The sequence below is a fragment of the Streptococcus sp. LPB0220 genome, from assembly GCF_008727815.1.
In the GTDB taxonomy this organism is placed as follows: domain Bacteria; phylum Bacillota; class Bacilli; order Lactobacillales; family Streptococcaceae; genus Streptococcus.
The window spans coordinates 1,052,427-1,075,266 of record NZ_CP044230.1 but is presented as its reverse complement, the minus strand read 5'-3'; the positions used below and the strand labels follow the sequence as shown (position 1 = coordinate 1,075,266).

Annotated in this window: 22 protein-coding genes and 1 riboswitch; of the genes, 5 read left to right on the top strand and 17 right to left on the bottom strand. The window is 41.0% G+C overall.

What is annotated here, in order from left to right:
- Positions 1-45: 45 nt before the first annotated feature.
- A riboswitch (purine riboswitch) is annotated at positions 46-141 on the bottom strand.
- From guaC to nox, 13 genes are all read right to left on the bottom strand, one after another.
- Positions 131-1,114, bottom strand: coding sequence for a GMP reductase (guaC, locus tag LPB220_RS05710; RefSeq protein ID WP_150906059.1), 984 nt, complete (start codon positions 1,112-1,114; stop codon positions 131-133). (Overlaps the previous riboswitch by 11 nt.)
- Before the next feature lie 181 nt (positions 1,115-1,295).
- The gene (locus tag LPB220_RS05705) at positions 1,296-2,021 is read right to left on the bottom strand and encodes an acyl-CoA thioester hydrolase/BAAT C-terminal domain-containing protein (protein WP_150906057.1); all 726 of its coding nucleotides are present in this window, start codon (positions 2,019-2,021) and stop codon (positions 1,296-1,298) included.
- A 39-nt stretch (positions 2,022-2,060) separates the two neighbouring features.
- Positions 2,061-2,576 carry a hypothetical protein gene (locus LPB220_RS05700; RefSeq protein ID WP_021153177.1) on the bottom strand — a complete coding sequence of 172 codons (516 nt, stop codon included), beginning with the start codon at positions 2,574-2,576 and terminating at the stop codon, positions 2,061-2,063.
- A gap of 165 nt (positions 2,577-2,741) precedes the next feature.
- Positions 2,742-3,203, bottom strand: a complete 462-nt coding sequence (locus tag LPB220_RS05695; RefSeq protein ID WP_225305899.1) for an ADP-ribosylglycohydrolase family protein — start codon at positions 3,201-3,203, stop codon at positions 2,742-2,744.
- 169 nt (positions 3,204-3,372) lie between these two features.
- A complete protein-coding gene (locus tag LPB220_RS05690; RefSeq protein WP_024055827.1) occupies positions 3,373-3,708 on the bottom strand; it encodes a hypothetical protein in 336 nt (111 codons plus the stop codon).
- A 523-nt stretch (positions 3,709-4,231) separates the two neighbouring features.
- Positions 4,232-4,849, bottom strand: coding sequence for an SAP domain-containing protein (locus tag LPB220_RS05680; RefSeq protein ID WP_024055493.1), 618 nt, complete (start codon positions 4,847-4,849; stop codon positions 4,232-4,234).
- A 712-nt stretch (positions 4,850-5,561) separates the two neighbouring features.
- Positions 5,562-5,759, bottom strand: coding sequence for a twin-arginine translocase TatA/TatE family subunit (locus LPB220_RS05670; RefSeq protein ID WP_150906055.1), 198 nt, complete (start codon positions 5,757-5,759; stop codon positions 5,562-5,564).
- Entirely contained in the window at positions 5,759-6,478 is a 720-nt protein-coding gene (gene tatC / locus LPB220_RS05665) for a twin-arginine translocase subunit TatC (RefSeq protein ID WP_150906053.1), read from the bottom strand. Before tatC ends, LPB220_RS05670 begins: the two co-directional genes overlap by 1 nt.
- Positions 6,465-8,150, bottom strand: coding sequence for an FTR1 family iron permease (locus LPB220_RS05660; protein WP_150906050.1), 1,686 nt, complete (start codon positions 8,148-8,150; stop codon positions 6,465-6,467). Before LPB220_RS05660 ends, tatC begins: the two co-directional genes overlap by 14 nt.
- Positions 8,128-9,333 (bottom strand): iron uptake transporter deferrochelatase/peroxidase subunit, encoded by a 1,206-nt coding sequence (gene efeB / locus LPB220_RS05655; RefSeq protein ID WP_150906048.1) that lies wholly within the window; start codon positions 9,331-9,333, stop codon positions 8,128-8,130. The genes LPB220_RS05660 and efeB overlap by 23 nt, the downstream gene beginning before the upstream one ends.
- Positions 9,334-9,338: 5 nt before the next feature.
- Positions 9,339-10,211, bottom strand: a complete 873-nt coding sequence (gene efeO, locus LPB220_RS05650) for an iron uptake system protein EfeO (protein ID WP_150906046.1) — start codon at positions 10,209-10,211, stop codon at positions 9,339-9,341.
- A 110-nt stretch (positions 10,212-10,321) separates the two neighbouring features.
- The gene (locus LPB220_RS05645) at positions 10,322-11,866 is read right to left on the bottom strand and encodes a ClC family H(+)/Cl(-) exchange transporter (RefSeq protein ID WP_150906044.1); all 1,545 of its coding nucleotides are present in this window, start codon (positions 11,864-11,866) and stop codon (positions 10,322-10,324) included.
- Positions 11,867-12,227: 361 nt separating this feature from the next.
- Positions 12,228-13,604, bottom strand: coding sequence for a H2O-forming NADH oxidase (nox, locus tag LPB220_RS05640; protein ID WP_003001563.1), 1,377 nt, complete (start codon positions 13,602-13,604; stop codon positions 12,228-12,230).
- Between the two features lie 224 nt (positions 13,605-13,828).
- Between nox and LPB220_RS05635 the strand changes: the two genes are divergently transcribed.
- The 3 genes from LPB220_RS05635 to LPB220_RS05625 are packed head-to-tail and all read left to right on the top strand — an operon-like array spanning position 13,829 to position 16,646.
- Positions 13,829-14,752, top strand: a complete 924-nt coding sequence (locus LPB220_RS05635; RefSeq protein WP_318527164.1) for an FAD:protein FMN transferase — start codon at positions 13,829-13,831, stop codon at positions 14,750-14,752.
- Positions 14,753-14,777: 25 nt separating this feature from the next.
- Positions 14,778-15,383, top strand: a complete 606-nt coding sequence (locus tag LPB220_RS05630; RefSeq protein WP_150906042.1) for an NADPH-dependent FMN reductase — start codon at positions 14,778-14,780, stop codon at positions 15,381-15,383.
- Between the two features lie 18 nt (positions 15,384-15,401).
- Positions 15,402-16,646 carry an NAD(P)H-dependent oxidoreductase gene (locus LPB220_RS05625; protein WP_049507732.1) on the top strand — a complete coding sequence of 415 codons (1,245 nt, stop codon included), beginning with the start codon at positions 15,402-15,404 and terminating at the stop codon, positions 16,644-16,646.
- Positions 16,647-16,682: 36 nt separating this feature from the next.
- Here LPB220_RS05625 and LPB220_RS05620 read toward each other — a convergent pair whose 3' ends face one another.
- The 3 genes from LPB220_RS05620 to brnQ all read right to left on the bottom strand — a co-directional run bounded on the left by LPB220_RS05620 (position 16,683) and on the right by brnQ (position 19,446).
- Positions 16,683-17,243 (bottom strand): TlpA family protein disulfide reductase, encoded by a 561-nt coding sequence (locus LPB220_RS05620; RefSeq protein WP_191904627.1) that lies wholly within the window; start codon positions 17,241-17,243, stop codon positions 16,683-16,685.
- A gap of 24 nt (positions 17,244-17,267) precedes the next feature.
- Positions 17,268-17,975 (bottom strand): thiol-disulfide oxidoreductase-associated membrane protein CcdA2, encoded by a 708-nt coding sequence (gene ccdA2 / locus LPB220_RS05615; protein WP_150906038.1) that lies wholly within the window; start codon positions 17,973-17,975, stop codon positions 17,268-17,270.
- A 154-nt stretch (positions 17,976-18,129) separates the two neighbouring features.
- Positions 18,130-19,446 carry a branched-chain amino acid transport system II carrier protein gene (gene brnQ / locus LPB220_RS05610; RefSeq protein WP_150906036.1) on the bottom strand — a complete coding sequence of 439 codons (1,317 nt, stop codon included), beginning with the start codon at positions 19,444-19,446 and terminating at the stop codon, positions 18,130-18,132.
- Between the two features lie 135 nt (positions 19,447-19,581).
- Between brnQ and LPB220_RS05605 the strand changes: the two genes are divergently transcribed.
- Entirely contained in the window at positions 19,582-20,610 is a 1,029-nt protein-coding gene (locus LPB220_RS05605; RefSeq protein ID WP_150906034.1) for a YdcF family protein, read from the top strand.
- Positions 20,611-20,790: 180 nt separating this feature from the next.
- Here LPB220_RS05605 and LPB220_RS05600 read toward each other — a convergent pair whose 3' ends face one another.
- Positions 20,791-21,345, bottom strand: coding sequence for a GNAT family N-acetyltransferase (locus LPB220_RS05600; protein WP_150906032.1), 555 nt, complete (start codon positions 21,343-21,345; stop codon positions 20,791-20,793).
- 96 nt (positions 21,346-21,441) lie between these two features.
- On the opposite strand from LPB220_RS05600, the gene LPB220_RS05595 reads away from it, so the two are divergent.
- The gene (locus tag LPB220_RS05595; protein ID WP_150906030.1) at positions 21,442-22,785 is read left to right on the top strand and encodes an MATE family efflux transporter; all 1,344 of its coding nucleotides are present in this window, start codon (positions 21,442-21,444) and stop codon (positions 22,783-22,785) included.
- The last annotated feature ends 55 nt before the right edge of the window (positions 22,786-22,840 follow it).

Genomic DNA, 22,840 nt, shown 5'->3' with positions numbered 1-22,840 from the left:
ACAAAAAGGCCTGCTAAGCAAGCCTTGAAATCTCTCTAGAAAGAGAAATAATCCCGACTTACTTATTGTTAGGTGTTCCGGCACCTTGTAGAAACATCACGCCTATTCGTGAAATAAATAAGTAATTCAATTAGTGTGCATCGCCATTCCAGATAGAATTCTTAACGATCACATAGTCAACATGTTTCAAATCTGCTAATTTTCGGCCTCCTGCATAAGAGATCGAACTTTGCAAATCTTGTTCCATTTCTGTCAAGGTATCTTGCAAATGACCCTTGGCAGGCAATAAAATCTTCTTACCTTCGACGTTTTTATAAGCACCTTTTTGGTACTCTGAAGCAGATCCATAGTACTCTTTGAAAGACTCTCCATCAATCTCTACTGTTTTACCAGGACTTTCGATATGTCCTGCAAAGAGAGAACCGATCATGACCATAGACGCCCCGAAACGAATCGATTTGGCAATATCACCGTGGGTCCGAATACCACCGTCCGCAATGATTGGCTTGCGCGCTGCTTTTGAGCACCAGCGAAGAGCAGCCAATTGCCAACCACCTGTACCAAATCCAGTCTTAACTTTGGTGATACAAACCTTACCAGGACCAATCCCGACCTTGGTCGCATCAGCTCCCGCATTTTCCAATTCACGAACAGCTTCAGGTGTTCCAACATTTCCAGCAATGACAAAGGTATCTGGTAATTCTTTCTTGATGTGTTGAATCATTCGAATGACACTATCCGCATGACCATGTGCGATATCAATGGTAATGTACTCAGGCGCATCTTCCTTCAATTGACTCACAAAGTCGTATTCGTATTCCTTAACACCGACCGAAATAGAAGCGATCAAACCTTGATCATGCATACGTTTGACAAAAGGAATCCGACCTGCTTCATCAAAGCGGTGCATGATATAGAAGTATCCACCACGCGCCAACTGTTCTGCCACATCCTCATCTAGAATGGTCTGCATATTAGCTGGAACAACTGGTAGCTTGAAGGTATGCTTTCCAAATTGAACGGTTGTGTCTGCTTCAGACCGGCTATTGATGATACATTTGTTGGGAATCAACTGGATATCTTCATAGTCGAAAATAGGAAATTCATTTAACATAGATTGAAAAATCTCTTTTCTAAAAACTGACCTACCTATGCGCAAGCGCATCGCTACGTCTCTTGACGTTTCCTTGATAGATTATATCAAAGATACGGACTTAATGCAACGGGAATGATTTTATAGGAAATAACGTTCGGAAATTAAAAGATAAAACCTGTTTCAAAAAGAGAAACAGGTTTTATTTATGAACATTTTGGAGCCAATTGTTGATTTCTCTAGCTACAATTTCTGGTGCCTCTGTATACAGTTCGTGCCCCAAGCCTTCTAGCAAGACTTGCTTGATCTTGGGATCTAGTTGATTCAGAGCTGCTTTCCTCCATTCTGGTTCTTCTTGGTATCGAGGTCCAATAAAGAGGACAGGCAGGTCCGCCAGTGGAATCTGGTAAGTCTTGATCTGACGCCGTAGACGCAATAAGCCCAAGACCTTTTCTAGATCCAGATTTAATTCATATTGTCCACTCGCTGGATTCCAGCGATAGCTAGCCTCTACTGCTTTTCGCGCTATAGGCGTAGGATCTGCTCCAGAACCAAGTTCTGCTAACACTGCTTCTTCCAATGTCGAAAAGACTTGCTGCTGCATGAAGGACGACGTGCCTTCTAGCTCTTCTTCAAGAGGCAGGATCTTTTCCATATCCAGATAGCCACCATCCAAGAGAATCAGAGCTCGAATCTGAAGAAATTCACTAGCCAGATAACGAGCCAAATCTCCACCCAAGGAATGCCCCAATAAACAGATCTCTTCATCTTGTCCAATCTGATCTTGAAACCAAGCACAAAGATCTTTTTCTGTCTGAATCATTTCCCTGTAAGGATCTAGAAAGGTTACAGGAAAGCCGAGCTCATCAATTAGTGGCGCCAAATGGTAGCCATTCCCACCTAAGCCACCAATAAAATAAAACTGCATGTGTTTTGTCTCTTCCTTTTTATTTTATAATTAATTCCTTCATTGGTTAGCGCCAGTCTTTTCAATCCAATATTGCTCCTCTTTTGGGATCAAATGATCGAATTTCCCTGAAAAAATCTTCCATCCGTTCGGAACATATCTTTCGTAGTTTTTCATCCCCAGATGGTTTGAATAAAACTCCTCTTTATCAAAATCGATTAAAAGATCCGGGAGTAAACCTTTTCCTTCAAAAATAATCTCTGAATGTAAGTCCTCACAATCTATTGAGCGTTTGATCATTTCGATCAATTCTTCAACCGTCACCTTCAGCCAATCATCTTTATACATTTCTAAGTAGCTCTCAAGATTGCTTTTTGTAATCACATGAAGATTCTGTTGAATCTCAGGTAAATAGGAGAAATCAACATTCAGACCTGCTTCCTGGTATGCCTGAATATATTTATCGATATCCATTGTCCACATATCGTTTGAACAAATATACCAGTTAAACTGATGATTTGCAATAACCCCAACAATATTTATTTCTGGTTTCTCTATCAATTGGTCTTTATCCACTAGTTTTTCTCCTCTTCTCCTATCTAATTGTTCCGAACTGACAATAGGGCTACTTACCAAGCATTATATATCTATGATACCGAATTATACTTTGACAAGCAAGTTAGTGACCGAGTCGCTAGCAAAAAAAGACAGCTAAAAGGGTTTAGCTGACTGATGTCATATCTAATAAAAATTTTTCTCTGCTAGATCATCTAGCAGAGAAAGCAAGTATTCCACATTCATAAATAGATCTAACTGACCTAGGCACTCTATCAATTTTTGACATTTTTCATCGATCAATTCTCTATTCACCAATTGTTGTCCCCATTTATCTGGAATACCTTCCAGTTTATAGAGAGCTCCAGCAAAGCTTCCTGTGATGCCACCAATCGTATCGGTGTCATTTCCGAGATTGACCGCTTTTAAAGCAGCTCCTTCAAAAGTCTCTGTTGTCCCTAGACACCAGAGACTAGCTTTCAGACTATCAACCACATAGCCTGTAGACATTATTTCTTCTCGTTGTTTTTGATAAAAATCCTTGTCAAATAGCTCTCTGAACTGATCTTGGTATTCTTTCCAGTATTCTGAATTAGCTCTCAAATAATCCTCTAACAGAGGTTGAAGGTCTTCTTGGAATTCTGTCAATATTTTGGACACATTTTGGGAGAAAAATTTGAAGGATAGCGCCCTCAGGTTGCTGGACCCCTTCTACGAGATTGTAAAATGAATTTTATAATCTCGTAGAAGGAGTGCTATTAACTAAGCAATTTGTTTTTCAAATTCATTCGGACTAAAAACTCTTTCTTCTTCAAGCTTATCCTCTACTACTGTTTTCTCTTGCCCATTCCGGGTTACTATAATAGCGTACATAGAAATTAGGTTTGCCACCAGCTTCATCAATTTTATCTTTAATGTTAATTTCTGAATGCGTGACTTCTCCTGTTTTTGTAAAATACTCTCCGATTTTACCCGTGCTATTTTGAAGCCCCCACGCTACATCATTTCCTTGAATGGCAGCTAAGAAGCCATGGTTCTGCACGAAGTTAAAGAATTCAGCAACAGTGAGGCTTTCTGGCACCTCGAATGTCATCTCATGGTTGTAAATATCATCTCCGGCACAAACTGAATCTCGATCAACTATAATTTTCATCTGGCCACTTCCTCTAATGAAATACTTGTTACTCCATTATACCATATCCGTATTCTATTTTCTTATATTCTATAAAACAAAAAAGCACTCTGCAGAAACAGAGTGCTAAGATCTTGTAAGTAATTCCAGTAACGAATTAACCTTTACTAAATTGTGATGCTTTACGAGCTTTTTTTAAGTCTGGTTTGGAAAGTATGAGTTTCAGTTGGACTAAAAATAGCGTAATTTCAATATTCTATAGTTTTCAACTATCTTTTTATTTGCCCTGTTGAAAAATGAAGTGCAACACAAAAGACATGTTCATCTGATATACTAGAGTTGCGAAAAATAGGATATAGGAAGATTAGCATTTTGTCGTGTATATATTAGTGAGAGGCGTTTGAAATACTAGTTAGCAACTCTTGCGAGTTTTCCCTATTTATTGATAGCAATATAAATTGAAAATAGGCATGAAAAAGACGATAGATTTTTTATTTCTAACGTCTTTATTACTTTATATTCCGTTCGACAAACTTGAAATTGTTTACTTACAGTACTCCTCTATTTTGTAGCTATATTCTTTTAGAAGTCCCCGTGAATAAATTTTTTTATTTTTTGAATCTCTAACTTCATTCCAAAGGATAGCCGCAACTTTTAACTTGTTGGAGTAATGATTGCTAAATTCATCTGCACAAAAGTCTTTTAGAAATTGATTCCATTGGCAAGCTGAATTATCATACTTGGCGTAGTCTGACTCTCCATAGTATATTTTAATCATATCTTTGATTGTAAAATTTATGTTGTTGTCCCGTTTTACTTTTCTCCAAGCAGTTGCCATATCAGCATTAAACTTAAACGGATTAACACCTGTTACAGCTGAAAAATAATCACGAAATTTCTGATTAAAGGAAAACCCACATTCAAGTAATGATGTATTTAGGGTTATTATTTCGGTTTGATTTTTGTTTCTTTTCCTCAAAAATTTTTCTACTCTATTTCCCTTAAAATATTGTTCTATAATATGATTTAATTCTTTTTTTGTACATCTGTATTCTAATCCAAGGTACTTACAAATTTGTGAAAGCTCTTCTCGATACCAGTAGTATCTGTTAAATTCTTCAAATGATTTAATATCTCTAAAATCAGGTCTATGTCCTTCCAAATGCTCACCTCTACAACTCCAAATTTATCTCATTATACCATAGATAATAAAAGTTATATCAATTTATACCCATGCCACATAAAGCTATAACAGAAAATATTAGAATCTTGTAATTACTGTATTTCTATTAAGCTTAACTTTCTTATAAAATAGATAAGAAAAACAAACGATATAGTCCATCACTAGTAACAAAAAATACTAGGAGTTGAAAGATATAAAAACATTGAAATGGAAAGCATAGCAATAAACAAAACAGTCAGTAAAACGATGGTTTTGTTGTGTTGTTTCACTTGCTTTCTAAATTCCTATTTTGACTTTGTCCGCTGACGTCCTTTGTATCTTGATTTAGTCATGGAACTTCTAAGAAGTTCGCTGACGTCCGTACTCACTTAAGGAAAGTTTTTATATGACTTTATCTTCAATCTGAGACCGTTAAAACCTCTTTGTTTTAATCTTTCTAACTGAATTGGATACAAAAAATCCACTCACACAGGGTGAAATGGATTATTTCTTTATTAACGGTTCAATAAGAAATTGAACAATTTTTCGACAATTTTTACGACTAACCAGCATAAGAATCCGATATAGCTGAAATAGAAAATGAGTGACAAAATCGTAATAATCATAGTTTCCTCCTTCGTCGATTGCAAGTCCTTGTCTTATTATACCTTTTTATGCAATCGAACTCAATAGAATTTTAAAAATTGTCTGATTATTCTTTTTCTTTCTTGTCTTCTTTTGCGTCATGATCATCTTCTTCACTGCCTTTATTGACAGCTGTCTTAAATTCAGCAAACATTTTGCCGATGGACTGACCCAACTCTGGCAGGCGTTTTGGTCCAAAAATCAAGAGGGCGCCCAGGATGATGATGATCAAACCTGGTGCTCCAATATCACGTAAAATTCCCATTAGTTTCTCCTTTTTCTTAAATAGATGACTTTACTGATGGCGACACTGACTTCGAATAAGAGGATCAAAGGGAGTGTCATGGCCAAGTCACTGATAAAGTCTGCAGGGGTTAACACGACGGCTAAGACCAGCAGAACAAAGTAAGCGTAACGACGGTAGGTGATTAAAAACTGCGGTGTCAAAAGTCCAATCGAGGTCAGAAAAGCTACCAAAACTGGTAACTCGAACAAGACCCCTAAAGGCAAGGTGGTGTGCCATAAGAAGGTTAAATAATTTTGTGCCGTTAATTGGGTATCAAACAACCCTTCTCCCAAGCGCATCAGGACCTCTAAAATAGCTGGACTGACAAAGAAATAACCAAATGCAAGCCCCAGCACAAAGCAAATAAAGCTAGCTGGGATGTAAGCAAAGACTGCACGCGCCTCCTTCTCCTTCAAAGCCGGCCTTACAAATTGCCAGATCTGGTAGACAATAAAGGGCAAGGTCAGGCTAAAGGCTGTGAGATTAGCCAGCGATACATAGATCCAGAGGATATCATTTGGTCCCAGTACCAGCAGTTTTTGATGCAGGCTAGCCGTCAAGGCTTGGTAAAGCTCTCCACCAAATACAAAAGCCACCAGAAAGACGATAATATAACACAAGACCACTGCGATCAATCGTTTTCGAAATTCGACCAAGTGCTCAACAATGGTCATTTCATCTGCTCTACTCTTTGCCATGCTGTCTCACCGTGATAAGGGCGATCAAGGCCACAAACATTAACTGAGGAAGAAGAACTTCCCAGCTTGGATAGATCCCCGCCCAATCGATGGTTGGAAGTCCATTGACCAAATGGCTAGGTAGGATATTGGTCAACTGAAGGGCGTGGATGCTGACACCGAGCATCTTGAAGGCCAAAGCGTAAATCAACCACGTCAGAATGAAAAAGATTCGATGAGGTTGGATAGCTTGACTAGCCTTGGTCATGGCCACTGCAATAATGATGAGAACAGCTATAGCAAGCCCGATTCCCAGTAAGAAATTCGCAGTTGTAATCCGCGGAATGATCCCGACATAAAAGAGAATAGTCTCAGCCCCTTCACGAAAGACTGCTAAGAAACTGAGGGCAAACATAGAGACAAAGCTTCCTGTAGCCGTCACTGTCTTCATTTGACGGTCCATAAAGGCATTCCACTGTTTGACAGAGGACTTGCTGTGGAGCCAAATTCCGATGAGGATCATCATGACCACAGCGAAAATCCCAACGCCACCTTCAATGATTTCCCGATTAGACCCCGAAGTAACAGCTGGAAATGCTACTTGCAGAACAAGAGCAATCGCTGCACTGGCAAGAACACCAGCAATAGCTCCACCATAAACCCATTTGAGTCCTTTCCTCATCTTAGCAGCCTTAAGGGTCGTCACAAGCGCCATCACGATCAGAAGGGCTTCTACTCCTTCACGCAGAAGGATCAACATGGCATCAAAGGCGTTGTAAGAAGCTGTCGTATCGACCGCAGACAGATCCCTGATCAAGGCTTGTAATTTCTCTTGATAGGCCTTTTCTTTCCCCTTGACCATAATGACCGGGGATTCGCTCTCTACGCGCGTGTAAAGACTGGGATTGGTCGTGCTGACATCCCCCTCGATAGTTGGCCAGATCGTGATGAACTGCTTCATAGTTGCTGCGGCAGATTTATCATCGCCGGATTGGAATTGGCTTTGCGCCTTCTCCAAAAGCTTGATCCCATCGTTCAACGTCAAATCCGTACTGGCACTGCTAACGGCTTCTCCTTTTACAAAGGCATCAATCCCATTTTTGAGGTCATCATAAGAGGACTGGATGTTGATAAAATCGGTAGGCTCTGTTTCAATACTACTGCGCAAGAGCGAAATGGCCGTCTCGATTTTGCCATAGTAGGCTGTGCTGTGATCTCTTACCACCGCTTCGTTTCGCGTCCATGTGTTATTGAGATCTGCATAGGTTTGACGGGTTTTATCCAGATCCTTAGCTGTAATGGCCTCTTGTAGGTTCTTAAAATAAGGTGCGAGGCGACTCACGAGTTTGTCTTTTTCCGCCTCTAAATCGACCGGATTTTGCTCTTTTTCAAAAGCGAGCAAGGCTGATGAGATCTTGGTAAGATCGTCTTTGGTTACCTCCCCTTTTATAGCCAGGGCTTGGCTAACTTTTTTTCCTGCCTTGGAATCATGGTGGTCTTTGGATTCAAAATCAGCCTGAATCTCAGCGATCAATTCCTTGGCCTTATCCTGGTCCTTATTTTCTACAGCGGTTGTTGCATCTGTGATCTTGATAAAGAGATCGCTATAAGATTCCGCAGCTACTGGATGAGTCCAGAACAAGGCAAGAAGGCCGAACAAGATCAAGAGTTTATTCAAAGAGTGCTTGACCAAGATACCCTCCTTTCTCAACGCCTGCAAAGCAAGCAAAGAGTCCACTTCCGATATGGGTGATGTACTCGTTCATTTTGTCCACTGCGCCTAAGTTGGTTTGGATTTTGACAAAGCTGTTCGGATCCTTTTGAAAGGCGATAAAGATCAAGCCAGCATCAAATTGCCCAGTCTGTTCATTGATGCCATCCGAATAAGAATAAGAACGCCGTAAAATCGGACGATCGACTTCTTTGGCCAAACGAACATGTGAATCTACAGGTAGTTTAGATAAATCTACCTCATCAAATTCGTTGGTTTTACCAAAGGGAGCACCGGACTCCTTGTAGCGACCAAAAGTGTTTTCCTGCTCCTGCAAATTGGTTCGGTCCCAAGTTTCCAAGTGCATTTGCACTAGGCGAAGAGCCATATAGGAACCACCCTTCATCCAATCCTTGCTGTCTGTCCAGACGACCTTATCAAAATCCTTCTCCGTCGTGACATTTGCTGTTCCATCCTTGAAACCAAAGAGGTTACGCGGCGTTTCTTTTCTGTCACCAATCGCCGCAAAACCGGACTTGCTCCACTTCATGGTGATGGTATTGCGACCTTTGCGGATGAGATTTCGGACCGCATGAAAGGCTACTTGCTCATCGTCGGCACAGGCCTGAATGACGATATCACCACCAGTGTATTTGTCCTGCAACTGCTCCTTTGGAAATGGAGGCAAATCACGAAAGAGCTTGGGACGTTTGGACTCCAAACCTAATTTCTTGAGAAAGCTGGCAGAGACACCAAACGTCAGGCTCAAGCGATAGGGATTGAGTCCTACTGTTTCACCTGTATCTGTTGGAGGCAAGAGGGCATTGGCGCCATCTTTTTTGACCAATTCTCCTTCGACTAATTTACTACTATAGTCGGTCCAGTCTTTAAAAAGCTGGATGATTTCTTTTTTGTCCGTCGTGTGAAGGTCTAATACCACCAAGTAGCAAGCCTTCTGCATAGGAGTCGTAATCCCTGCTTGGTGCTTGCCATAAAAGGAGATGTCTTCATCCCCATCATAAGCTTTTTTGCTGGAACTGTCTTGATTAGCGAAAAAAGCAGATGCACCAGAGAGGCCCAGCGCTAGACCAGCCCCTCCAATACCTGCTTTTTTAAGAAATTCACGACGGTCCATTTTTTTATCTAAAAATTTTTCGTCAGCCATTTTTCTTATTTCCCATCTAAAATCACACCCATTTGAGACAAGGGTTCACCAAGTTTGGTCACAGCTTCTGCCAATTCCTTGGTATCTTCCTTGGATAAATCTGTGTAAGACTTATAGTTTGAATCATCTGTCATGTGTTTGTCCAATAAAGCATTAACATTCTTGAATTCTGATTCCAAGGTTTTAACCAATTTGGCATCTTTTTTCTCAATCAGGGGTTTAAAGAGAGAGAAGATCTTTTCAGCCCCTTCAATATTGGCGCGGAAGTCGTAAAGATCTGTATGAGAGAAGACTTCTTCTTCACCCGTAATCTTTTGCGTTGCCACTTCGTTGAGCAAATCGACAGCTCCGGTCAACATGATATCCGGTGTGACTTCTACTGTAGCAATTTTAGCTTTCAACTCCTTGATATCGTTCACCAGTTGGTCAGCATATTTGTCTGTTCCATCTGTAGTATTGTTTTCCCAAAGGATACGCTCAATCCGGTGGAAACCTGACCAGCCATCTTCTGATTTATTTTCATCCACATAATCCACCAAGCGGTAGTCGATCTTGACATCCGATTCTCCGAAAGTTTCAGCGATCGGTTCGGAACGTTCATAGGCCATACGGATCAAGGGGTATTGCTTTTTGGCTTCTTCCAAATTCCCGTCTTTTAGGGTAGCTCGGAATCCTTCTGTATCCTTGAGCAATTGGTCAATTTGCATTTCAACAAAGTCTTTGTATTCAGCTGTCGCATTGTCCAAGGTCTTCTGGTCAGCCTTTGACAAGTGCACCGTTGAGCTGGTTTGCGTCTTTTGACTCGACTGTTTGCTAGTAGAATTTGCACACCCTGCTAAAAGAGCAACACTCAATAAGAGTAGACTATATTTTTTCATGAAAGACCTCTCCTCATTTGTTCTTGCCCTTATTTTACCAGATATTTTCTCATTTTTCAATAATTGTCTGAAAATTTAATAATAGAAAAACTTTTCTAAAAATCTGTCTTTTACAAAAGAATATCTTTGACCCGTCCGATTTCGGATTCTTTAACCACCACAAAGATGCTATCCCCTAGATACAAGCGAGTCGCGCCATTGACCGTATAGCTCTTACCGCTTCGCATTTGCGTGGTGATCAAGATATCTTGAGGGAGGTGCAGTTCATGAACTTGCTTACCTGCAATCTTTTCTGATACAGGGATCTCAATTAAAGTCAACTCTCCTTCTTCTTGCGCCTTATCCGGCAACAATTGCTCGAGCATGGCTTCATAGACTGGCGCTCCATGGAAGAGATCCATGATCATATAAGCCAGCAAGGTCACCATACCTAGGGGCATTAAACTGCGAATATCACCGACCATCTCTGTTACCAAGATCATCGCTGTTAAAGGTGCTTTTGAAATAGCTCCAAAATACCCACTCATTCCTAAAATGATGAAAAGAGGCAGCTGATTTTGAGAGATAAAGCCAATGTTTTGGAGGAAGGTTCCAACGATGGCCCCTAAAAGTGATCCTAATGCTAGTATGGGCAGGAAGATGCCACCTGGTAAGCCACTACCATAGCTCAACATACTCCAGATGAAACGGATCGCAAAATAAAGAAGGATGGTCAGCACTGTATACGGTACTCGAGCTAAATCCAAGACTAATTGGTTCCCACCACCAAGAATTTGAGGAAGAAAATAGCCGATTGGAAGAATCAAGACAAAGGCAAATAAAGAAGAATAATGAGAAGGAACATGGAAAATCTTCTCTAGCAAACGATAGAGTCGACCGATATTAAGGACCACTATTTCGTAGACATACCCTGCTGCCCCTAAAAAGACTCCAAGAAAAAGATAAATCCAGTACTGAGACAGATGGAGTGGTGGAATATTTTGAGGCATATGAAGCACTGGTGTTTGACCAAAGACATTGAGTGAAATGAAATTAGCAGTCAAACTAGCAGCCAAGGTCGAAATCCAAAAGAAACGTGAAAAATGATGGTAGACCTCTTCAACAACAAATAAGAGCCCCGCTATAGGTGCATTAAAGGCAGCTGCAAGACCAGCAGCAGCCCCACTTGCAATTAAAGACCGCTCCTCAACCGGGCTGACCTTCAAATGATGGGCCACTCCTTTTCCACCCATTGCCCCTAATTGAATACTAGGACCTTCACGACCAAGCATCAAGCCACTTCCGATGGCCAAGACACCTAGAATATACTTCTTCCACAAGGTATCCCACCAGCTCACCGCCAAGAGGCCCTTAAGCTCCGCTTCGACTTGCGGAATTCCTGATCCCTTGATATCCCGATTGGTGCGAATGAGGCGACCAGCAAGCAGTACGATCACCCCATACCCCAACAGCATCGCCAGCAAATAGAGTGGTTGACCAGACATCTCCTTGTAAACACCTTGAACGAAATGAAAAATATGTTCGATCAAAAAGCGAAAACTTGAGACGATGCAGCCCACAACGATCCCAACCAGAACACCTCTGACAATATGGGCCACAATTGAACTAGATGCAAATTGAAATTCATTTTTAAAGGCTTCTTCTTTTGCAGACATTCCCTAACTCCTTCAAACTCTTATCCTATTCATTATACCTTATTTCACTGCCTCTGAATACATGTAAAGACAGAAAAAAACAAAACCACCCTTGTTAGTTTTGTTTAGAATGTAGACAAACCATTTTATCAAGTAAAATAAGTTAAGAAATTCAAAAAAGAAATATAAATATGTTCTATTTATTATGGAACGAATAAAGAAAAGTCAAAACTTTCCGCTGTGAGAAAAGTGCCTGAAACAATACAGTTTCAGGCACTCGGAATTATTGAGACCTTAGGCTCAATAATTAGTCTTGGAACTTCGAAGAAGTTCGCTGACGTCCGTACTCACCTAAGGAAAGTTTTTAATAGAACTTTAGCTATTATTCAGCAGTTAAAGCTGCCATTGTGATGTAGTTGTATGGTTTGTTGAAGTGTGGCAAGAAGAACAAGTCTGTCAAGGCCAATTTATCAATCGTCACGTGTTCTTGAATCGCAAGTGAGAACATGTGGATAGCCATTGAGATGGCGCTATCACGTGATACCATTTGAGCTCCAAGGATTTGACGAGTATCTTTATCATAGACGATCTTGATACCAACTTCATAGTTATCGTGTTTGATAAATTCAGGTTTTTGAAGGTCGTTAAAGCCAGTTTCAGTGGCATTGAAGCCTGCAGCTTTCGCTTTTTCAAGCGTCAAACCAGTTGAAACCATGTGAAGGCCGTAGATAGAGATACCGTTAGAACCTTGAACACCGATTCCTTCTAATTCATGACCAGTCGCATTGTAGGCACCGACAATACCTGAACGAACCGCATTAGATGCAAGAGCAATGTAGCTCATTTCGTTACGAGCGTTATCGAAGATAGTCGCACAGTCACCAACTGCGTAGACACCTGGAAGTGAAGTTTCTTGTTTCTTATCAACAAGGAAAGCACCGTTGCGGAAGAGTTCGATCTTACCATCAGCAAGAGCTGTATTAGGACGGAAACCAACAGCCAAGATAACCATATCTACATCGAAGGTTTCTTTATCGGTTACAAGGCGTTCCACCTTACCATCTCCTTCAACCGCTTGAACTGTTTGTCCAAGTGCCAAACGGATGTTGTGGTCTTCCAAGTTTTTCGCCATGATGTCAGTGAAGTCTTTGTCGTAGTAACCATTCAAGACAGTGTCCACGATATCCACCAAGACAACATCTTTACCAAGACGTTCGAAAGCTTCAGCAAGTTCAACACCGATGTAACCACCACCAACTACGGCGATACGGTTCAAGTGTTTGCTGTTGTCTTTCAATTTTTCGATGACTTCTTCAGCATTTTGGTACAATTTAACGAATTGAAGATTTTCAAGTGTTGCTTTGAATTCGCGGTTACCAGGTACGATTTCAACTCCTTTAATTGGAGGAATGATTGGTGTTGATCCAGTCGCAAAGATCAATTTTTCGTAAGATTCTTTGTGTTCTTTTCCATCAACTTCTGCAGTCACCACTTTGTTGTCATAGTCAATTGAAAGAACAGGTGAATTCATGTAGACTTTTGCACCTTTTGCTTCCAATTTTTCTTTGTCAGAGTAGAAAAGACCTTCAGGACCATCGATTTGCTCACCGATCCAAAGCGCCATCCCACATCCAAGGAATGAAATGTTTGAGTTTTGGTCAAAAACTACAATTTCATTTTCATTTCCGAAATTATCTAACATAGTGTTGATACAAGCTGTTCCGGCATGGTTAGCCCCTACAACAACGATTTTACTCATAGAATAAATCCTACCTTTAATTTAATTTACTTCTTGAGTATATCGCAAAAATGATATCGGTTACAATTATTTTGCTCAGAATTTGTGATATTTTTTTCAATTTTCCAGAAAATCACACTTCACATGTTTCAAAAAATGTCAAACAATATGCTCGAAAGGATTGTGAAAACGATATCTTTTTGATATACTGTAAGTGAGTGAAAATAGGAAAGGATAGATTTTTAGTGGACCTAAGTAGTCGATCCGAACGTTTGATGGGTACGACCATCACTGTTTCGATCTGTCACCCACAAGCGAATGAACTCTTAGCCCGCTGCTTTGAACTTCTTCGCTCCTACGAACATCGCTTCAGTGCTAATGATGCAAGTTCTGAACTCATGGAGGTCAATCACCAAGCTGGTATTGCTCCTGTCCAAGTTCATCCAGATCTTTTTGAACTGATTGCATTAGGTACCTTGCATAGTCAAGCTCAAGACAGCCATTTAAACATCGCCATTGGTCCTCTTGTACAGACCTGGCGAATTGGATTTTCAGATGCTAGACGTCCCCAGCAAGGGGAAATTGATCAAGCCCTGGCCAAGATCGATCCTAACCAAATCCAGCTCGACCCAGAAAACCATACAGTCTTTCTGACGCGTCCTGGAATGAAGATTGATTTAGGAGCTTTGGCCAAGGGCTATAGTGCAGACTGTATTGCAACCTTTTTAAAGAGTCAGGGAGTAACAGATGCCTTAATCGATCTTGGAGGAAATATCCTCACTGTCGGTCAACACCCTATCAAACAACAGCCTTGGCGGATTGGCATTCAAAATCCAGTCGAAAAAAGGGGTCAGCACCTACTGGTCCTCTCTGTCAAGGATAAATCTATTGTCACCTCTGGCATCTACGAGCGTCATTTAGAAGTTGACGGCCAGTCGTTTCACCACATCTTTGATAGCGCGACGGGCTATCCGGTCGAGACAGACTTAGCTAGTATCACCATCATATCTGATCGATCCGTAGACGGGGAGATATGGACTACCCGCTTGTTCGGGGAATCTCCTGCTTCTATCCTCAACACTGTTGAATCACTTCCTGGTATAGATACCTTATTGGTTTCTCAATCAGGCAAGATTGCCTATACAAGTGGGCTTCAATCTTATTTATAATTCTCCTATCAGAAAGGAATTTTCCATGATAAAACTTATTGCGATTGTGGGGACTAACTCCAAACGTTCTACAAACCGTCAACTGCTTCAATACATGCAAAAACATTTTGCTGACAAGGCTGAGATCGAATTGGTCGAAATTAAAGATATCCCTGTCTTTAACAAACCAGCCGACAAACAAGTGCCTGAAGCTGTCTTAGAGATTGTTGCCAAAATTGAAGAAGCTGATGGGGTGATTATTGGGACTCCAGAATACGACCACTCTATTCCAGCAGTCTTGATGAGTGCACTCGCTTGGCTGTCATACGGAGTCTTCCCATTGTTAAACAAACCGGTCATGATTACTGGGGCTTCATACGGTACGTTGGGATCTTCACGCGCCCAACTCCAACTTCGCCAAATCTTAAATGCTCCAGAAATCAAAGCGAATGTCTTGCCAGATGAATTCTTGCTCTCCCATTCATTGCAAGCCTTTGATCAAAATGGAGACTTGGTGGATTTAGATGTCATTCAAAAATTAGATGCCGTCTTCAATGATTTCCGTGTGTTTGTAAAAATCACAGACAAATTGCGCAGCGCCCAAGAATTACTTCGCAAAGATGCTGAAGAATTTGACTGGGAAAACTTGTAAGATAGGAGACAGAAAAGAATGAAATTTGTTGGACTTGTAGGATCGAACTACGATCAATCATATAACCGTAAACTTTTGGAATTCATTCGCCGCCAATTTAAAATCAAATTTGAATTGGAAGTTCTTGAAATCGACGAAGTTCCAATGTTTAACCAAGATGAAAAATGGGACGAAAGTTTCCAATTACGTCTCTTATATAACAAAATCACTCGTGCAGATGGTGTTATCATTGCCACTCCAGAGCACAACCATACAATCTCTGCTGCTCTCAAGTCTGTTCTTGAATGGCTATCTTTCGAGGTGCATCCATTTGAAAACAAACCAGTCATGATCGTCGGTGCTTCTTACTACGATCAAGGGACTTCACGTGCACAAGTTCACCTCCGTAAGATCCTAGATGCCCCAGGTGTCAATGCTTATACCCTTCCAGGAAATGAATTCCTTCTTGGAAAAGCAAAAGAAGCTTTTGACGAAAACGGCAATATCATCAACGAGGGAACCGTCAAATTCCTTGAAACCTGCTTGGATAATTTTATGAAATACGTTGAGGTTGTATCGAAATTGAAAAAACCAAAACCAATTGAACCAGAAGACTTGGATTGTAATCATCCAATCGCTACAACTGTTACTGAAGTCGATCCTGACGATCCAGATTGGGTAGAAAAAGTAGCTGAAATCACTGGTGCCGTTTCTGGCGATACCTATGTCAAACTCGACCACGGTATCCTAACTGTTAACCAAATTGATATGTTCTTAAAGGCTATGCCATTTGAATTGACTTATGCCGATGATAACAACCAATTCCTCTACTACAACAATGCCCATCAAGATCCAGATACCATGTTTGCTAAACGCGTGCCACCTCAATCAGGAAGCCGGATGTCAACCGTTCACGGCTCCCTACCACCAGCACGTATGAAAAACGTGGAATGGGTGATTGGTACCCTTCGTAACGGTAACCAAGACTATGTTCGGACCATTGTTCCAGGATCTCCTGAAGGCGTGATCAACACTCACAACTACCAAGCTATGTACTATGAAGATGGTTCTTACGCTGGTATCAATGAGATTGTCTTCAACTTCAAACCATGGTTGGACTGGTACCTGCAAACAACAGGTCAACGTCTAGTTGGCGGAAGCGGTCCATTTGCTCCTGCTGGTGGACACGGTAGTGCAGATGCAACTTCTGGTGCTTCTGATGCTGGAGGACATGGTGACGGAGGGCACGGAGATGCCGATGCCACTTCTGGTGCAAGCAACTAAGAAACTAGAAAAAATGAAGCTTCGTGCTTCATTTTTTTATTGTAACTCCTTGATGATCTTCTTAGCATCTTCGTTTGAAATAGCCCCTAATTGGACATGTCCAATTTTCCCATGACTGTCTATAAAGACTTCTGTAGGAATAGAGCGAACCTGATAATCTGCAAATGCAGAACCATCTGGATTGTACAAGACCGGTACGGACTTGTAATCTTGTTGATCAAACCATTTAACGAATTCTTCTTCTGTTTTTTCACCTTGGAGTCCTGGTGCCATAATGGTCAGAATTTCAAAGTCTCTATCCGTATCCTTGACCAGTTTCTCTAGTTCAGGCATACTTTGCCGGCAAGGGCCACACCAGGTTGCCCAAAATTTCAAATAAACCTTCTTCCCTTTGTAGTCTGAAAGTTTAACCGTATTCCCCTTCATATCTTTTAGTTCAAAGTCACTAGCGTCTTTTCCTACCAAAGCATTCTTATTCGTTGTTGTATTCATTGTTGGCTGATTGTCCATACTACTCTCACTGGATTGATTCATGGAACAAGCTGACAGCAAAGCTAAAGAGAGAACTGAGAAACAAGCGTATTTAATACCTTTCATCATGCGTTAAACCTCCGGATTATTTTATGAAAAGATAGATGACAAACTGTTCAATTGTCCCAAAAGTAAGAGAATTCCCATCAGAATAATGATGGCTCCGCCGATTTTCTTCAGCAACAACAAATGGGGTTTGAGACGATTAAAGTAAGGTAGGACCAGACTAGATGCTAAGGCCAACAGTAAAAACGGAAGAGCCATTCCCAAGGTATAAACAAGGAGATAAATAGCTCCCATAAGAGCATCTTGCCCATCCGATGCTGCTAGAGCAAGAACTGATCCCAATACAGGGCCGATACAAGGCGTCCAACCAAAACTAAAGCCAAGACCAAGGAGAAAAGCTGAAAACAACTCATTCTTCTGTTTGTTGGCTCCAAAATCCATTGTTTTTTGCTTCTCAAGGAAATGAAAGTGAAAGACTTCCATCTGATGAAGACCAAGGATAATGATGAGGGCTCCCATCAGATAACGGAACCAATTGGTGTACATGATCTTTCCAAGCAAGCCCGCTCCAAAACCAATGAGGAGGAAAATAACAGAAATACCAGCAATAAAACATAGGGTTTTCAGCAAGCCATGCCAGCGAATTTTTTTCCCGAACAATTGGATAGCCTTTTCCTGATCACTTCCTAGCAAGATTCCAATATAAACAGGTAGCAAAGGAAAGACACAGGGAGAAAAGAAAGACAGAATACCCGCAAGAAAAACTGTCAATGAAAAAATGATTGGATTCATAGTTCACTCCGTATATTGATATGCTACATTCAGTATAACATTGACTGACAAAAAATAAAAATTTCTGCTACGTTTTTTTACTAAAGTTTGGATTTAGATACTAGTTTCGAAAGAAAAACCCTAAAGCACAAAACTTTAGAGTTTTTAATATAACTTATTCTTCTGCCGTTTGTTTATTTGGTAATACGAGCGATAAAAGAATCCCGATGACTACCGGCACTAACCATGGAAGAGATTGAGCCGCAAATGGAAGCAAGGCAATCCCCTTTTCTACTAGTGAAATTTTAAAGGTACTTGCCAGAACACTTGCAAGAGAAACCAAGCTGGCCAAGAAAATAGTCAGTTGCATTCCTGGTTTTGAAAGAGCCACAAATTTATTCACTATCACAATCAATACAATGGTAATGGTGATTGGGTAAAGAATCATCAAGACTGGCAATGAGAAAGCAATAATGGCATTCAAGCCAAGGTTTGCAATCGCAAAACCAATCAAAGTGAAGACACTTGCATAGACCTTGTAAGAAACCTTAGGGAAGGTGCTATGGAAGAATTCACTGGTAGAGACGATCAAACCAGCTGTTGTGGTAAAGCAAGTTACCGTCACCATTCCTGCTAGGAAAATCTGAGCAGTCGGACCAAAGATCGCTTTGGTCGCTTCTGATAATACATACACCCCTTTATTGGTATCAGATGCCATAACAGAAGCCGGAATTGGAAAATGATTCCCCAAATATCCTAAACCGATATACAGCACACTAAAACCAAGTGCTACGACAATCCCAACCATCCAAATGGTCTTGATATATTCTTTCTTACTTGAAAATCCAAGTTGATTCAAGGTAGTCACCGCGATTACACTAAAGGCAACAGATGCCAAGGCATCCAAGGTATTGTACCCCTCTAAAAATCCTTGCCCAAAGGCAGATGCCTGATAGGCTTTTGTGGCCACCATTGGAGCATGTCCACTGTATTTCAGAGCCCCAAGAACGACCAAGATCAAAATGAGAATCGCAAAGATCGGGGTCAATATACGACCAATCCGATCTAGAATCTTAGATGGATTCAAAGCAATCAGAAAGGCTAGCAAAAAGTAGACCAGGGTAAAAATGAAAAGTGCTAAACTGGCATTCATTCCACCTAATAAGGGGGCTATCCCCACTTCGAAAGATACCGTCGCCGTTCTTGGAATGGCAAAGAAAGGACCAATCGAAAGATACAGCGCAACTAAGTATACAATCGCGAAAACAGGTGAAATCTTACGAGAAATCTCATCAATATAACCTTTAGGATTGAGTGTCCCGATAATCAAGGTCACAATGGCAATTCCCACGCCTGAAAGGACAAACCCAGCAATAGCTGGCCAAAATTGATTACCCGATAAAGCACCAAGAGCCGGTGGGAAAATCAGGTTTCCAGCACCAAAAAAAATACCAAACAGTAATAAACCTGTCAGGGAACCCTTTCGTAACATACGATCTCCTTAAAAAAACGATAATCTTAACTTTATCAAATTCATTTGAAGAATGCAACTTATTTGCATGAACAATCCGCTATTTCTATCAGTCATTATGGTACAATGGATGTAAGATTTTACGAGGGGCAAAACATGTATCTATATCTATTCTGGTTATTTCCAGTTCTTATTTTTTTATTGTTCTTTATGAGTGATCGCAGAAGGCTTTTCAATGCTTATCTCTTTTCGATAAACCTGGGGCTTCTTCTACTGATTTCTGCATTTCTACTAGTCGTTCGAACTGAGCTATGGTTTAATCAACAAATTGCAATGATTGTCTTTGTTGTGATTTCCATCCTCGTTTTTCTCAGCATTATTTTCTCATCTATCTTTCTCCTTTTTAACGGCCGTCAAATGATGCTTTTTGAAGGAAAAAGACTGGCCAACCTCCTCTCTCTGCTTTATGGACTGTTTATTATCGGAGCTTTGGCACTACATTTTCTACCCTATTTCCCAGGGAATGACATCCTCATTTATCTGACTGACTTTGCCCTGTTTTACATGACCTTTCTCTACCTCTCTTATGTATCCTATGGAACTTTTTGCAATCTCTTTCCAATTCGCAAAGAGCCAGACGCCATCATCATCCTTGGTTCAGGTTTGATTGGAGACAAGGTTCCCCCACTCTTGGCCCAGCGTCTTGAGAAGGGAAAGGCCATCTATGAGAAGTTTGAGAGACGACCAAAGCTGATTGTTTCTGGTGGTCAAGGGTCAGATGAGCTGATCGCTGAGGCGGAAGCTATGGCCGGATACTTGATAGAACACGGGGTTCCAGAAGACGCCATTCTCATCGAGAATCGCTCTCGTACTACTTTTGAAAACCTGACCTTTAGCAAGCGTATCCTTGAAGAAGAGGGTCTTGGTAAGAGAGTCCTTGTGGTAACCAATTCTTTTCACGCGCTCCGTGCAGGTGTCTTTATGAGACGATTTAAAATACCTGGTCGAAGTATCGGTTCAAGAACAGCTTTTTACTATCTCCCATCCGCTTGGATTCGAGAAACCGTTGGCTTGGTTTCACTTTATTGGAAACGGCATGTTACCTTCCTAGCTCTTCTATTTCTGCCTTGGTTCTTTACACAAATCATGAAACTGATTGAGTTCTTCATTAAATATCTAAACTAAAAGAGGCTGGGCAAAAACTGTCCAGCCTTCTATGCTTGATAGAAGTAACTATATGACGCAGTGGTTGATTGGCATCTTTGTTCGCTTTTCAAGCTACAAAGATGACCTAATCAACTGTGCGGGGGTGGGAATACGAACTCTTTTTAACTAATCAGAGTTCTTTCCCACTCCCTTTCTTGTCTAGTGATCACTAAAGTGTCTATATTTAATGCGGAAATCGAAATAATTTTCTTCCTGCAGTTTACGAAAAATATCGCGATAAGCCTCTTCGTCAAAGTGATCACCCCGATAGAGAATTTCAAAGCTCAGTCCTTCGTATTCTAAAAAAGCATTAGCAGTTTTAAAACCATTACGCTTATAGAAATCCATCCGAGACTGACGTTGCTCTAGATTGTCACATTCTTCATCTAAACGTTCCACTTCAAGAATCATGGTTCTTTGGTAAAATTCTACCAATTTTTCAATGATTTCTTGACCATAACCGTGGCTACGTAGGTGGGGCATAATGGCAAAGAAGCTAACATAAAAAACTTTCTGATTATAGATAGAAAAAGCAAATCCTACAAATTCTTCTTCGTTATAAAAAGCAAAAAAATTAGCATCGTCATTGTCCGTATAACGCAGGTATTCCGACAAAGGAACTCGCTCTTCTTCTGGAAATGCCTCGATATTCAGCCTCTCGACCTTGTCCAGATCTGGGAACGTTTCCGTGATTAATTGGCTGGTTAAGCTCATAAAAGCCTCCTTTTCTGCCCTGATTATACCAAAAAATGTAAGGGCCTTCAACTATCGACGCTTGTCGCTAGTTCCTGAAGTTGGTATAATGACACTATGAAAAGAATTCAACGTGTGGACCTCATAGATGGTCCTATTTTACCCGCTCTTTTGAGTTTCGCCTTTCCTATTCTTTTGTCCAATATCTTTCAACAACTCTACAATACCTCGGATGTTATGATTGTAGGGCGTTTTTTAGGTCAAAAATCATTGGCTGCCGTTGGAGCAACCTCTGCCATATTTGATTTGATCGTTGGATTTGCTGTCGGTGTTGGAAATGGGATGGGCATCATTATCGCGAGAAATTATGGAGCCAAAAACGAAGACCAATTACGAAAATCAGTCGCCGCAACTGCTATTATTGGTGGCATCCTCGGTCTCTTTGTGATCTTCATTGGTGCTGTCGGACTTTTTCCCCTGCTCCAATTTTTAGGGACCCCATCAGCCATTGTGTCTCAGTCTTATCTCTATATCGCTACTATTGTTAATGGTGTGGCTGTGACCTTTGCCTATAATCTTTGTGCCGGACTTCTTAGAGCAGTCGGCGATAGCTTAGCGGCACTCTACTTCCTGATTATCGCTGCCATTCTCAATATTCTTCTCGATCTATATTTTATTACCCAACTTCATCTCGGAGTTCAATCCGCAGGAATTGCGACCATTATTGCCCAGGGTATTTCGGCCCTTCTTTGTCTTCTCTATATTCGTAAGAAGGTCCCTTTTCTGCTCCCGCATCGCAAGGATTTTGTTTGGGACAAGGAGCTTAATAAGGATCTGCTAAGTCAGGGCCTTGCCATGGGTCTCATGACTTCCATCGTTTCGATTGGAACAGTTATCCTCCAATCCGCTATTAATCAGCTTGGAACAACCATTATCAGTGCACAGGTCGCAGCCCGTCGCATCATGTCCTTTGCCGTTTTACCGATTACAGCTATCGTCTCAAGTATCACAACCTTTATCTCGCAGAATTTTGGCGCAGAGCAATTCCAGCGGATCAAAAAAGGCGTTACCATTGCCAACCTTCTTTCTTGGGTTTGGTCTGTCTTGGTTGCTGCTCTTCTATTCTTCACAAGTCCGTCTTTAACCAGCTTTATTTCCGGCTCGACAAATCCTGATCTCATTGCAAATGCCAGTCTTTATCTCCAGATCAGCTCTTGCTTTTATCCTATTTTGGCGAGTCTCATCATCCTGAGAAATGCCCTACAGGGAATGGGTAAAAAATTAACCCCACTCACATCCAGTTTTATTGAATTGTTTGGAAAAATTTTCTTCGTTCTGTGGATTATTCCTCACACCGGCTACATGGGGGTCATTCTCTGCGAACCCCTTATCTGGATTCCCATGACCCTACAGCTCATCATAATCTATCGAAAAATCAGGTACCAACTCCTTACTGAATAGTGATTGATTAACAAGACCAAAATAACTTCTGCTCATTTGAACAGAAGTTGTTTTT

What these genes read in the sequence shown, in the direction of transcription:
- LPB220_RS05645 (WP_150906044.1), bottom strand. Translation starts at nt 11,866, where the DNA reads ATGTCTGCAAAAGAAGAAGCCTTTAAAAATGAATTTCAATTTGCATCT.
- nox (WP_003001563.1), bottom strand. Translation starts at nt 13,604, where the DNA reads ATGAGTAAAATCGTTGTTGTAGGGGCTAACCATGCCGGAACAGCTTGT.
- tatC (WP_150906053.1), bottom strand. Translation starts at nt 6,478, where the DNA reads ATGGCAAAGAGTAGAGCAGATGAAATGACCATTGTTGAGCACTTGGTC.
- LPB220_RS05620 (WP_191904627.1), bottom strand. Translation starts at nt 17,243, where the DNA reads ATGAAAGGTATTAAATACGCTTGTTTCTCAGTTCTCTCTTTAGCTTTG.
- LPB220_RS05595 (WP_150906030.1), top strand. Translation starts at nt 21,442, where the DNA reads ATGAAAAGAATTCAACGTGTGGACCTCATAGATGGTCCTATTTTACCC.
- efeO (WP_150906046.1), bottom strand. Translation starts at nt 10,211, where the DNA reads ATGAAAAAATATAGTCTACTCTTATTGAGTGTTGCTCTTTTAGCAGGG.
- LPB220_RS05690 (WP_024055827.1), bottom strand. Translation starts at nt 3,708, where the DNA reads ATGAAAATTATAGTTGATCGAGATTCAGTTTGTGCCGGAGATGATATT.
- efeB (WP_150906048.1), bottom strand. Translation starts at nt 9,333, where the DNA reads ATGGCTGACGAAAAATTTTTAGATAAAAAAATGGACCGTCGTGAATTT.
- ccdA2 (WP_150906038.1), bottom strand. Translation starts at nt 17,975, where the DNA reads ATGAATCCAATCATTTTTTCATTGACAGTTTTTCTTGCGGGTATTCTG.
- brnQ (WP_150906036.1), bottom strand. Translation starts at nt 19,446, where the DNA reads ATGTTACGAAAGGGTTCCCTGACAGGTTTATTACTGTTTGGTATTTTT.
- LPB220_RS05600 (WP_150906032.1), bottom strand. Translation starts at nt 21,345, where the DNA reads ATGAGCTTAACCAGCCAATTAATCACGGAAACGTTCCCAGATCTGGAC.
- LPB220_RS05670 (WP_150906055.1), bottom strand. Translation starts at nt 5,759, where the DNA reads ATGGGAATTTTACGTGATATTGGAGCACCAGGTTTGATCATCATCATC.
- LPB220_RS05705 (WP_150906057.1), bottom strand. Translation starts at nt 2,021, where the DNA reads ATGCAGTTTTATTTTATTGGTGGCTTAGGTGGGAATGGCTACCATTTG.
- LPB220_RS05605 (WP_150906034.1), top strand. Translation starts at nt 19,582, where the DNA reads ATGTATCTATATCTATTCTGGTTATTTCCAGTTCTTATTTTTTTATTG.
- LPB220_RS05625 (WP_049507732.1), top strand. Translation starts at nt 15,402, where the DNA reads ATGAAATTTGTTGGACTTGTAGGATCGAACTACGATCAATCATATAAC.
- guaC (WP_150906059.1), bottom strand. Translation starts at nt 1,114, where the DNA reads ATGTTAAATGAATTTCCTATTTTCGACTATGAAGATATCCAGTTGATT.
- LPB220_RS05630 (WP_150906042.1), top strand. Translation starts at nt 14,778, where the DNA reads ATGATAAAACTTATTGCGATTGTGGGGACTAACTCCAAACGTTCTACA.